General features: G+C 40.5%; 10 protein-coding genes, 1 rRNA gene and 1 other annotated feature. Of the genes, 6 read left to right on the top strand and 5 right to left on the bottom strand.

Annotated features, from left to right (window positions below; translation table 11 throughout):
- The first annotated feature begins 85 nt into the window (after positions 1-85).
- Together ACGF49_RS08680 and tyrA are read left to right on the top strand one after the other, a co-directional pair.
- Positions 86-1,180, top strand: a complete 1,095-nt coding sequence (locus tag ACGF49_RS08680; protein ID WP_271859008.1) for a 3-deoxy-7-phosphoheptulonate synthase — start codon at positions 86-88, stop codon at positions 1,178-1,180.
- Between the two features lie 5 nt (positions 1,181-1,185).
- Positions 1,186-2,307 carry a bifunctional chorismate mutase/prephenate dehydrogenase gene (gene tyrA / locus ACGF49_RS08675; protein WP_113043899.1) on the top strand — a complete coding sequence of 374 codons (1,122 nt, stop codon included), beginning with the start codon at positions 1,186-1,188 and terminating at the stop codon, positions 2,305-2,307.
- 1,193 nt (positions 2,308-3,500) lie between these two features.
- On the opposite strand, the gene ACGF49_RS08670 is transcribed toward tyrA, so the two are convergent.
- The 5 genes from ACGF49_RS08670 to bamD all read right to left on the bottom strand — a co-directional run bounded on the left by ACGF49_RS08670 (position 3,501) and on the right by bamD (position 7,582).
- The gene (locus ACGF49_RS08670) at positions 3,501-3,947 is read right to left on the bottom strand and encodes an H-NS family nucleoid-associated regulatory protein (RefSeq protein WP_113043900.1); all 447 of its coding nucleotides are present in this window, start codon (positions 3,945-3,947) and stop codon (positions 3,501-3,503) included.
- A 119-nt stretch (positions 3,948-4,066) separates the two neighbouring features.
- Positions 4,067-4,255 (bottom strand): hypothetical protein, encoded by a 189-nt coding sequence (locus tag ACGF49_RS08665; protein ID WP_349010823.1) that lies wholly within the window; start codon positions 4,253-4,255, stop codon positions 4,067-4,069.
- 287 nt (positions 4,256-4,542) lie between these two features.
- Positions 4,543-5,700: a bifunctional chorismate mutase/prephenate dehydratase gene (gene pheA / locus ACGF49_RS08660; protein WP_113043901.1), complete on the bottom strand. Its 1,158-nt coding sequence runs from the start codon at positions 5,698-5,700 to the stop codon at positions 4,543-4,545.
- A gap of 180 nt (positions 5,701-5,880) precedes the next feature.
- Positions 5,881-6,000: a sequence feature (Phe leader region), on the bottom strand.
- A gap of 196 nt (positions 6,001-6,196) precedes the next feature.
- Positions 6,197-6,565, bottom strand: coding sequence for a ribosome-associated translation inhibitor RaiA (gene raiA / locus ACGF49_RS08655; protein ID WP_113043909.1), 369 nt, complete (start codon positions 6,563-6,565; stop codon positions 6,197-6,199).
- Between the two features lie 285 nt (positions 6,566-6,850).
- On the bottom strand, positions 6,851-7,582 hold the full coding sequence (bamD, locus tag ACGF49_RS08650; RefSeq protein WP_113043910.1) for an outer membrane protein assembly factor BamD: 732 nt from the start codon (positions 7,580-7,582) through the stop codon (positions 6,851-6,853).
- 138 nt (positions 7,583-7,720) lie between these two features.
- On the opposite strand from bamD, the gene rluD reads away from it, so the two are divergent.
- From rluD to ACGF49_RS08630, 4 genes are all read left to right on the top strand, one after another.
- The gene (gene rluD, locus ACGF49_RS08645) at positions 7,721-8,698 is read left to right on the top strand and encodes a 23S rRNA pseudouridine(1911/1915/1917) synthase RluD (RefSeq protein ID WP_113043902.1); all 978 of its coding nucleotides are present in this window, start codon (positions 7,721-7,723) and stop codon (positions 8,696-8,698) included.
- Entirely contained in the window at positions 8,699-9,430 is a 732-nt protein-coding gene (gene yfiH / locus ACGF49_RS08640; RefSeq protein WP_113043903.1) for a purine nucleoside phosphorylase YfiH, read from the top strand. It begins immediately after the preceding gene.
- A 133-nt stretch (positions 9,431-9,563) separates the two neighbouring features.
- Positions 9,564-12,137, top strand: a complete 2,574-nt coding sequence (gene clpB, locus ACGF49_RS08635) for an ATP-dependent chaperone ClpB (protein ID WP_271859003.1) — start codon at positions 9,564-9,566, stop codon at positions 12,135-12,137.
- A 454-nt stretch (positions 12,138-12,591) separates the two neighbouring features.
- Positions 12,592-12,685: ribosomal RNA gene (locus ACGF49_RS08630) — 16S ribosomal RNA — on the top strand; the annotation flags it as partial.

The raw sequence follows: 12,685 nt of genomic DNA, 5'->3' as shown, positions 1-12,685 counted from the left end.
GTATTCTTTACGACGCGTGATATGTTATTAGTCAAATGCATAAAAACAAATAAGTACAGAATGATAATTTGAGGAGAAAATCGACATGTTCATGCAAAGAGATGTACTTAATAACGTTCACATCAGTGGTGAGCAAATTCTTATCACTCCAAAAGAATTAAAGCAACAATACCCACTGAGTGATGATGATCTGCATGTTATTGCAAATGCACGTAAAACAATTGCGGATATTATTCAGCTCCGTGATCCCCGTTTGCTGGTAGTGTGTGGTCCTTGCTCTATTCATGACGTGGATGCGGCTCTGGATTATGCTCACCGTTTGGCCGCCCTTTCTGCTGAATTGAGTGATAGCTTGTACATTGTCATGCGTGTCTATTTTGAAAAGCCTCGTACAACAGTGGGTTGGAAAGGTCTTATTAATGATCCATACATGGATGGTTCATTTGATGTGGAAGCTGGCCTGCATATTGCTCGCCGTTTACTACTTAGTTTAGTTAAAATGGGATTGCCTCTTGCAACAGAAGCTTTAGATCCGAATAGTCCACAATATTTAGGGGATTTATTCAGTTGGTCTGCAATTGGTGCGAGAACCACAGAATCCCAGACACACCGGGAAATGGCTTCAGGTTTATCTATGCCTGTTGGTTTCAAAAATGGGACTGATGGTAGCTTGAACACTGCAATTAATGCGATGTGTGCAGCCGCTATGCCACACCGTTTTGTGGGAATAAATCAGTCGGGGCAGGTGTGTTTATTACAAACACAAGGAAACCCGAATGGGCATATTATCTTACGTGGTGGTAAGACGCCTAATTACAGCACCCAACATGTCATGGAATGTGAACAGCAAATGGTTCAATCTGGATTATTACCATCCTTGATGATTGATTGTAGTCATGGTAACTCTAATAAGGATTTTCGTCGGCAAAGTTTGGTTGTAGATTCTGTCGCAGATCAGATCATTTCAGGTAATCAATCTATTACTGGCATTATGTTGGAGAGCCATATTAATGAGGGCAACCAATCTTCTGAGCAACCGCGTAGTGAAATGAAATATGGTGTATCAGTGACTGACGCGTGTATTAGTTGGCAGACGACAGAGGCAATTCTAAGAAAATTACATCAGCAAATTAGCATGCAATTGTTGCAAAGAATGGCAGTATTGAAAAAAGCGGGATAATAAATATGGCGGCTGAATTATCTCAATTGCGGGATAAAATTGATGAAGTGGATAAAGCTTTGCTGGGCTTACTGGCAAAGCGTCTGGAATTGGTTGCAGAGATTGGTGAGGTAAAAAGTCAGAATGGATTGTCAATTTATGCACCTGACAGAGAAATGGCGATGCTTGCTTCACGTCGGCAGGAGGCTGAAGAGTTTGGTGTTCCACCGGATTTAATTGAAGATATTCTGCGCCGTATTATGCGGGAGTCCTACACCAGTGAAAATAACAAAGGGTTTAAAACACTTTGCCCTCAATTGGGGCCGATAGTCATTGTTGGTGGCTTGGGTAAAATGGGGAAACTATTTGGCCGTTTATTAACTTTGTCTGGTTATGAAGTCAGAAATTTGGAACCGCAAGATTGGCCTAACGCGGAACAAATTCTGGCGGGAGTGGGTATGGTGATTATCAGTGTACCGATTCATTTGACAGAAGAGGTTATTCGCCGTTTACCGCCATTACCTGACCATTGCATTTTGGTGGACTTGGCGTCCGTTAAACGGCAGCCATTACAAGCTATGCTTGATGTGCATAAAGGTCCAGTGTTGGGATTACATCCTATGTTTGGGCCGGATGTTGGTAGTTTGGTAAAACAAGTTGTTGTTTACTGTGACGGACGTCAAGAAGAAGCTTATCAATGGTTTTTAGAACAGTTGTTGATTTGGGGGGCTTGCTTGCATCAGATGAGCCCGGAACAGCATGATAAAAACATGAGCTTTATTCAGGCGTTGCGTCATTTCACGACATTTGCTTATGGGCAACATCTCGCACAGGAAGGTGCGGATTTACAACAACTGTTATCAATATCTTCACCTATTTACCGTTTGGAACTGATCATGGTCGGGCGCTTATTTGCCCAAGATCCTCAGCTCTACGCGGATATTATTATGTCATCACCAGAGAATATTGATCTTATACGCCGTTATCATCAAAGTTTTGGGCAAGCGCTAGAGATATTGGAAAACCAAGACAAACGGGCTTTTGTCAGCAGTTTTGAAGATGTTAGTGAATGGTTTGGTGATTATGCACCTCATTTTATGAGAGAGAGCAGGGTATTGCTTCAACAAGCGAATGATAGTCGCCAATAACTATACCTTATGGATTTTCAAGATGGATCGCGACGGCAAGGGAGAGAATCCCCGGGAGCATAGCGAACTATGTGACCGGGGGAAGCGAGTGCAGTCAACAAAGAGGCAACTTTGAAAGATAACGGGTATAAAAAGAACCGGATATGACAATACCCGATTCAATTTGCTGACAAGTTTAATTGTATTAATGAGGATGAAAGGCTTTGCAGATTAATCACATTAAAGACATAAAATAGAGGAATAGTTTAACTTAAACCGTAGAAAACAATGCTATTGGGCGGATTAAAATCGTGTAAATCAAGTTTAAACTGGCGTATTTAAGGTATCGCAGCTTTACATGGTAAATGTGCAATATAATAACGTCGAAAATAACTGAGTGATTATTTGGTTAAATTATTTATTTTCGGGTTTTGTTACGCGGATTTTTTTATCATCGGATTATTTAACTGGTTTAGAAAAAGGTTATTCTCCGGTTGAAAACGTTATTAAAGATGGTTTCTTTTTGGAGGTATATTTTCTGGTAAACGGATAAACTTATTCATATTTTTATTTATCTTTTTTTCCGTTATGCGTAAGCATTAACAAAACCGATTTTTATTTCTTATTTTTTCACTAATGGTTTTATGATGGGCAGTTTTTAAGTTGTTATTAAAAGTCATGGTTTTAGTTTTTTAGTTTAATCAGTATAAGGTTTTAACCGTGTTTTTACCCTTTTTTATTGCATTGTTTTTATAACTTGCTTCGTAAAGTAACGGTGAGAAAATACCTGAATAGTAACTCATTCTAATAATATTCTTCTATGTGCTGATCTCTTTTCAACTCTTTGTTAATAGTTGATGAATTTAGATTCAATAAAATTAACTATCTTACTGAAAAGTTGCATTGATTGAGTTAAATCAGTCTTTTATACAAAAGCATTAATCTTTCTGTATTCGTGTTTTTAAATGGTTATGGCAGGCTGATGAATAAATTAAATATGGCGGGAAGTAGGTTGTTTTTAGATGCCCTTCACCTTTTAAAAATTTGGCATTAATGGGTACCTGTTTTTTTATACTTTTTTGATTAATAACCGAGTTAATCACCCATAAAAAGGCGCTTGCGATCGCCTAAAAAAGCAAATGCAAGCAAAAAAGAAAAGTAAATAGTATTAAACAGATAATAAATCTGTGAGGCTATTTTTATTCCGAAGTTTTTTATTTTTGAATTAAAAATTCATTTAATGAATGGCCTTCATTGAGTAATTTTTGTAAACCTGATGGTTTTTTCCCGTTTCCTGACCAGTATTTAATTTCTCCATTGTCATTAAACTGATACTTAGGTTTTCTCGTCTTTCCTTTTCCTGCATTTGATTTTTTAGGTTTAAAATCAGAGAAGGTAATAGGTATGTTAATAGTATTAGGATTAAGGCCGATTTCTTCAATCATTCTTAATATTTCTAAACGTTTTTGTTCTTTTTGTTCCGCTTCTAAACTCATTAATCTGAAGGTTTCTTTGCTTTCTTGAACGACTACCTCTAATGTTTTGTAAGCCTCTTCTAGCCATTCAACATCTTTTGTTTGAGCAAACCTTCTTAATATGCTTATTCTTGATAAATATCCTGATACAATATCATATTCTTTTTCTGTGGTTAATGTTGTCATTTTGTCACCTTGTTAATAAGTTTAAAATCTATCTTTTCTGATGTTTTCTCTTCCTGCGTCAGTATAACACCGAATTTTTTACTTGCTTTAAAAAAGCTTTAATCATTTATGTTTTACCTTTAATGATTAAAGCTTTTGCCTTCTTTTTCGTGATATGCTTGCGGTTTTTTCCCAAGTTTTAAAACCGTGGTGACAGATAAAACGTGGTTTTTATTAACGCCGGTTTTATCACATTCAGATAAAACGTATTTATACCCGTCATCTTTCAAGTTGCCTCTTTGTTGGCTGCACTCACTCACCCCGGTCACATAGTTATCTATGCTCCCGGGGATTCGCTCCCTTGCCGCCGCGATGCATCTTGAAATCCATAAGGTATAATCTTATGTGAATAAGTGAAAATTTTTTAATCCCTTGTTTTCAGATGGCACGAAAAGCGATAATCCATATTATTTAACCTGAACAAGTCAGGATTTACGGAATAAATAAAGAGCCTTAAACCAAAAGGTTAAAGGCAGTAAAAGTTTTCTCATGGGTAATACAAAATATTAAAAGCCAATAATCTGAACCGGATATTTTAATACCCGGTTCTTTTTAATCAGGAAGGGTTAACCGGTACCACGCTTTCTGTTGGGTAACATCCCAATACCTTTAATGAATGAGTGATTTTCGCCAATGCTTTCAGGACGTGTTGCATATTGATTGAACGAATATTAGCTTGGACATCAATATAAAACATCTCTTCCCACGGATTTCCGTTGATCGGCCGGGATTCCAGTTTACTCATAATAATATTATGTTTTTTCAGCGCCATTAGCGCATCTACCAGTGCGCCTGCCTGCTGTCCGGTTGCCATAATAAATGTCGTTTTAGCCGGTACTTGTTCTGCAACTTCAATAGGTTGACGGGCAACAATAATGAAACGAGTAATATTATGTGATTGATTTGCGAGATTCTGTTCCAGAACCTGTAACTGATAAAGTGCACCGCCCGCTTCACTCCCTAAGGCTGCAATTTCTGGTGAATTCTGTTCGGCGACTTCTTGCATTGCTGCGGCAGTGCTTTCGCAATATTTAATTTTCCAATGTGGGAATTGATTAATATATTGGCTACATTGTTGGAATGGTTGAGGGTGACTGTAAACCGTTTTGATCTCTGATAGCGTTGTGTCTTTTGCAACGAGTAGGCAATGGTCAATAGGAATGGTTATTTCTCCCACAATTGACAAATTGGTATGTTGCAACAAGTCATAAACATCATTGATGGAACCAGAGCTGGTATTTTCAATAGGTAACATTCCGTAATCCGCTTGGCCTGTTTCAACCAGGGAGAAGATATCTTGGAACTTATGGCAGCTACATTCAATTAATTGATTGAAATGGCGTGCGGCATATTGGCGGGCTGCGATATGAGAGTAGGAACCTCTAGGACCGAGGAATGCAATACGCGCTGAATCTTGGGGTGTTTGATTTAGGTGTTGCTGCAATAATGCCTGTTGAGTGAGTACGGAATCTTCAATGATCATCTGAAAGAGACGAGAAATATAAAAGCCATCAAGCCCGTGGTTTTTTCCTTTTTTAATCAGAACATCCAGTAGTTCTCGTTCGCGATCCTTGTCTCTAATAGGGCGATTATCCTGTAACTTAGTTTGGGCAATATCAAAAGCTAATTGGCGACGTTCTGCTAATAGAATCAGTAACTTTAAATCAAGTTCGCTAACTTTTTCTCGTATTTTCAGCAAATTATTTTGATCCATAAATGGGTTCCTAATGGGTTATTCACATTCTGATAATATACCCGTTATCTTTCAAGCTGCCTCTTTGTTGGCTGCACTCGCTCACCCCGGTCACATAGTTTTCTATGCTCCCGGGGATTCACTCCCTTGCCGTCGCGATGCATCTTGAAATCCATAGGGTATAATAGGTTTGCAATAGATAGAAAAAAGCCTCCCGATGGGGAGGCTTGCTGTTCGTCTTCTCGTTATTTTTTCAACGACGAAAGCCTCCCTCAAGGGAAGGTAAAAAAGAAAGAAAAGAAAAACAGGCTTATATTCATCATATTCTCATATTCATAGTTTGGGTGACTGCTCTTTGCCCAATTGGGCGAAGCTTCCCATTTGCTTGCCATTTCATCGGCAGCCGTCCGCATTGGACAAGGGTTACGGTGGTTTTTGTTAATTAACCTTATGTCGTTGTTTCTGTCAACAAAAAACGCGTCCAAATTGGACGCGTCACAGGCAAGTCATTGTTATTTTATTGTGATATTTCTGGTTCTGTTTCTAATTCTAATTCTGTTTCTAGGTTAAGGTTTGATTCTTTAACACTGTTGTCAGTACGGCGTGCTTCTCCCTTATGCTGTACTTTATTCAATTGGCGCTCTAGTTTTGTTAATAATTCATTGATAGCAATATACATATCTTCATGTTTTGCACCGGCAACTAGCATACCATTTGGTATACTTATGGTTGCATCAGCCCTAAAAATTTGAGGCCCTTTTGATAGAATAATATGAGGATTTATCAGATTTACTTGCCATTTATTGAGTTTACTTAGACGTTTTTCTACGTGGTTGCGAATTGCCGGGGTAATCTCCATTTGTTTGCTGGTAATATTTACTATCATATAGTTACCTCTCATTATTGATTATCCACCTTCAATAATTTCAGCATACATTTCTTTTTCATGAAAAAGGTGATCTAAATCACCATTTAACCAGATATGAGGCAACTAGTTGAAGTAATTGTGATTAGTGGTAAAAATATGAAGAATATCTATTGCAGGATTGAAGCTAATGGGACACTATTGACAAGTTGAGTCTTTCTCAACTCTGCTGATAAGTAGTCTTTTTTAGATCTCATATGTAAAAATAAAACAGCGGTACCCACCGCTGTTTTATCATCTGCTTTTTTATACCGGATTAGCAGCAATGAGTTTTGCTACTTTATCTGCCTGGGCTGTTAAACCCAAACGTGTATAAGCTTTTTTCATGTAAGGCAGCGCTTCGAGAGTTGACTGTGTATCAGGGTAATCACGTAACATTTGTTCAATTCGATTTACCACCGCGACATAAGCTCCACGTTTGTTATAATATTCCACAACAGAAAGTTCATATTTTGCCAGGCGCTCTCTGATAAACATTAAACGCTTAATAGCATCGGCAGTATACAGGCTGTTAGGATGATAGCGTACTAATTGACTAAAATCCTTGAATGCTACCCTGGCGTGTTCAGGATCACGATCTGAGCGGTCAATGCCGAAGAAACTTTGCAATAGACTGTTATCCAATGCTTGTGAAGTTAATCCACGCATATACAGAACGTAATCAATGTTGGGGTGAGTTGGGTTCAGGCGTATAAAACGGTCAATAGAAGCGAGAGCCATTGGCAAATCAGAGGATTTATAATAAGCATAAATCAGATCGAGTTGTACTTGCTGCGAATAGGGGCCAAATGGATAGCGATTATCGAGGGTTTCCAATTGCTTGATCGCATCGGAATAGCTACCTTTTTGCAGCTTTTCCTGACCCTTAGAGTAAATTTCCGCAGGTGGGCTGTCGGGGACAGCATTTTTATTACCAGAGCACCCGGAAAGTACCAGGCTCAATGTGGCTGCCGCCACCAGATATTTCATGCGTATCATCACGTGTTGATTATCCTCTGAGTGTTTTTCTGGGAGACTATCCATGAAGCTCCCGGCAAAAGATCGAGTTACAATAGCACACTATATTAAATTAAACGGCTCTGCCGTCAAAACTCAACGTAAGTGTAGAAACAATATATGGCACAACAAATACGACTTAATACAACAGTCGCCGAATCTCAGCTCGGTCAACGTTTAGATCAGGCTTTGGCTGAATTGTTCCCTGATTATTCAAGATCACGTATAAAAGATTGGATCTTGGATGACAGAGTTCAGGTTAATGGCAAATTAATCAATAAGCCAAAAGAAAAAGTACTGGGAGGTGAAGAAATTGCAATTGATGCCATCATTGAAGAAGATGCGCGTTGGGAACCTCAGGATATTGCGTTAAATATTGTCTATGAAGATGATGACATTCTAGTCATAAACAAATCGCGTGATTTGGTCGTCCATCCAGGAGCAGGAAACCCAGATGGTACGGTATTGAATGCACTGTTATATCATTATCCTGAAATTGCCGATGTTCCTCGGGCAGGCATTGTTCACCGTCTTGATAAAGATACGACAGGGCTGATGGTCATTGCTAAAACGGTTCCCGCTCAAACACGTTTAGTCGAATCACTCCAACTACGCGAAATTACCCGTGAATATGAAGCGGTAGCGACAGGTTGTATGACGGCGGGTGGAATTGTTGAAGAGCCAATTTCTCGTCATCCAACAAAACGAACACATATGGCAGTGCATCCAATGGGCAAACCGGCTATTACCCATTATCGAGTAATGGAACATTTTAGGGCACATACTCGTCTACGCCTGAGACTGGAAACCGGCAGAACACACCAGATACGTGTTCACATGGCCCATATTAGTCACCCATTGGTGGGCGATCCTTTGTATGGTGGTCGTCCTCGTCCTTTGAAAGGGGCTTCTGATGAGTTCCGCGAGGTAATGCGTAACTTTGATCGTCAGGCATTGCACGCCACGATGCTGCGTCTTTATCATCCGATAACCGGCATTGAAATGGAATGGCACGCTGAATTACCTGAAGATATGGTGATGCTGATTAAGGCATTAAAAGCAGATGCAGAAGCGTTTAAAGACGAAATGGATTGGTAAATGACGGCGCTTATTTTTCCAAACTGGCAACAACCCACGACAGTAAAAGCCTGTAGTTCTACCCGTTTAGGGGGAATAAGCTTATCACCTTACGATAGCCTGAATCTGGGTAAGCATGTTGGTGATAAACCTGATGTTGTTGAACAAAACAGGCATATTTTAGCGAAAATGGCAGAACTGCCTCAGCAACCAGTCTGGTTAGAACAGGTTCATGGTACGCGTGTTGTGAGACTCAATGGTCAGCCACTGGAAGATAATAGAGCTGATGTTGTTTATACCAATATTCCTGGGCAGGTTTGTGCTGTGATGACAGCAGATTGCCTGCCTGTACTATTTTGCAGTTCTGCGGGTGATGAGGTTGCGGTTGCCCATGCGGGGTGGCGAGGTTTGTGCGCCGGCGTACTGGAAAACACGATCGCTCAATTTAAAGCTAAACCTAATCAGATCCAAGCTTGGTTAGGGCCGGCAATTGGTGCAAAAAAATTTGAAGTTGGTAATGAGGTTTTGGAAGCATTCACAATTCAGCATTCTGATTTGAGTCGAGCTTTTATACCTTTTGGCGAAAAGTATTTAGCGGATATCTATTTGTTGGCAAAGTTAAAATTGCAATCTGTTGGTGTGAAAGCGATTTTTGGCGGGGATGAATGTACTGTCAGTAATAAAGAGAAATTTTTCTCTTATCGTCGTGATGGGATCACCGGACGTATGGCAACTTTAATCTGGCTGATATAACCTATCCCGTAGGGCGATCCATTGGCGCATAAGAGAATATCTCACAATTTGCTTTTCAGAATAACCTTGAATATTTGAGGAATGGCCTCATTTAATCTCCAGTAGCAACATTCTGAATAGTATTGGAGGTGTTATGCGTCTGGATCGTCTTACTAATAAATTCCAGCTTGCTCTCGCTGACGCCCAGTCCTTTGCACTTGGGCATGATAATCAGTTCATCGAACCAATTCACTTAATGAGTTCACTGTTAAAACAAGAGGGTGGCTCTATTCGCCCATTATTAATGTCAATTGGAATCGATGCAGGCCGTTTCAGCAATCAGCTTGAGCTGGCTTTAGAACGTTTGCCGCGAGTACAGGGTATTGGTGGTGATGTACAACCATCCAATGACTTAGTTCGTCATTTAAATCTGTGTGACAAACTAGCACAAAAAGCCGGGGATAATTTTATCTCCTCTGAATTATTTGTTCTGGCAGCATTGGAAGAACGTGGCACATTAAGTGACATATTGAAAGCTGTTGGCGCAACAAAAGAAAAAATCACTAAGGCAATAGAACAAATGCGTGGTGGTGAAAAAGTTGATGATCAGGGAGCGGAAGATCAACGCCAGGCCCTGAAAAAATACACTATTGATCTGACTGAACATGCTGAACAAGGCAAACTTGATCCGGTAATTGGCCGTGATGAAGAAATTCGCCGCACCATTCAGGTATTACAACGCCGTACTAAAAATAACCCGGTCTTAATTGGTGAACCTGGGGTTGGTAAAACAGCCATTGTGGAAGGGCTTGCTCAACGGATCATTAATGGTGAAGTTCCTGAGGGGCTTAAAAATAAGCGAGTTCTTTCCTTGGATATGGGAGCGCTGTTAGCAGGGGCTAAATATCGTGGTGAATTTGAAGAGCGTTTGAAAGGTGTGTTGAACGACCTTGCTAAACAGGAAGGCAATGTCATTCTGTTTATTGACGAATTGCATACTATGGTTGGTGCAGGTAAGGCTGATGGGGCAATGGATGCTGGTAACATGTTAAAACCAGCCTTGGCCCGTGGTGAACTTCACTGTGTTGGTGCAACAACACTGGATGAATATCGTCAATATATTGAGAAAGATGCAGCGCTGGAACGCCGTTTCCAAAAAGTCTATGTTGCAGAACCTTCCGTAGAAGACACTATCGCTATTTTGCGCGGTCTGAAAGAACGTTATGAGTTACATCATCATGTACAAATTACCGACCCTGCAATTGTCGCGGCAGCAACATTATCTCATCGTTATATCTCAGACCGCATGTTGCCAGATAAAGCTATCGACTTGATCGATGAATCGGGTGCCAGTTTACGTATGCAAATGGATTCAAAACCGGAAGCGCTGGACCGTCTGGAACGTCGGGTTATCCAATTGAAGTTGGAACAGCAGGCGCTGAAAAAAGAGTCTGATGATGCCAGTAAAAAACGGCTTGAAATGCTTAATGAAGAGCTGCTCGTAAAAGAACGCGAATATTCTGAACTAGAAGAAGAATGGAAAGCTGAAAAAGCAGTACTTACGGGTACTCAGCACATAAAAGCGGAATTGGAAAATGCCCGTATCAGTTTAGAACAGGCACGCCGCAGTGGTGATTTAGCGAAGATGTCTGAAATTCAGTATGGAAAAATACCTGGATTGGAAAAACAACTTGCCGCAGCCACACAAGCTGAAGGTAAGCATATGAAACTGCTTCGTAACAAAGTTACCGATGCAGAAATTGCAGAAATTCTTGCTCGTTGGACGGGTATTCCTGTTGCCAGAATGCTTGAGAGTGAAAAAGATAAACTGTTGCGCATGGAGCAAGAGCTGCATAAACGTGTTATTGGTCAGGATGAGGCAGTCGATGCAATATCTAATGCGATTCGCCGTAGTCGTGCTGGATTAGCTGATCCAAACCGTCCGATTGGCTCATTCTTGTTCCTTGGTCCAACTGGTGTTGGTAAAACTGAGTTGTGCAAGGCGTTAGCAAATTTCCTGTTTGACAGCGATGATGCAATGGTGCGTATCGATATGTCTGAATTTATGGAAAAACATACCGTATCACGGTTAGTAGGAGCACCGCCGGGATATGTTGGTTATGAAGAAGGTGGTTATCTAACAGAAGCTGTTCGTCGTCGACCTTATTCCGTTATTTTGCTTGATGAAGTGGAAAAAGCGCACCCAGATGTATTCAATATCTTATTGCAGGTGCTGGATGATGGTCGATTGACTGATGGGCAAGGTCGTACTGTCGATTTCCGTAACACGGTTGTAATCATGACTTCTAATCTCGGGTCGGACATGATCCAAGAGCGTTTTGGTAGTCTAAATTATGATGAAATGAAAGATATAGTGATGGGAATTGTTAGCCATAATTTCAGACCTGAATTTATTAACCGTATTGATGAAGCTGTTGTGTTCCACCCATTAGGGCGTCGACATTTATCAGCGATTGCAGATATCCAATTGCAACGTTTGTACAAACGTCTAGAAGAACGTGGTTATCAGGTGACGATTACTCAGCAAGCGTTGGAAATGTTGGCAGAAGTCGGGTTCGATCCTGTTTACGGTGCACGGCCATTGAAGCGAGCTATCCAGCAGGAAATCGAAAATCCATTAGCTCAAAAGATACTTTCCGGCCAACTATTGCCAGGAAAACTAGTTACTCTGGATGTGGAAAATAGCCATATCGTCGCAAAGCAATAACTGTATATTTTAATGAGAGAGTAAAGTTAACGAGAAATGAGGGGCAGGAAACTGCCTCTTTTTTTATCATTTTGCGCATTAAATCGCAATTTAGCACTGTTTTTGCTTAATTGGTGTTCGGATGAATTATTTTTGCAAATAAACGCTTGCCAGCGCCAAAGAACGCCCTATAATGCGCCACCACTGACCGACACAACGCTGATAAACATTGTGAGGTCGGGCAGAGAAAAAGCTAATAAGCGCTTGACTCTGCGGGCGAAAAGCGTAGTATACGCAGCCCGGCTGAACGAGAATATCACGTTTTATTTCAGCCTGCTCTTTAACAATTAATCAGACAATCTGTGTGGGCACTCACAAGACCGTATCACAAAAAAATACGTTTTAAAGTCTTGAAGAGTGAACAACAGTTAATTCATTACGAACTAACGGTAGGATTTTTTGAGCATCAAGCTTTGAATTGAAGAGTTTGATCATGGCTCAGATTGAACGCTGGCGGCAGGCCTAACACATGCAAGTCGAGCGGTAACAGGAAAGTGCTTGCGCTTTTG

Origin of the sequence: Photorhabdus sp. RM96S (assembly GCF_042879335.1) — a bacterium.
Lineage (GTDB): Bacteria > Pseudomonadota > Gammaproteobacteria > Enterobacterales > Enterobacteriaceae > Photorhabdus > Photorhabdus kayaii.
Note: the sequence above shows the minus strand (reverse complement) of the source record. Positions and strands in the feature narration are given on the sequence as shown.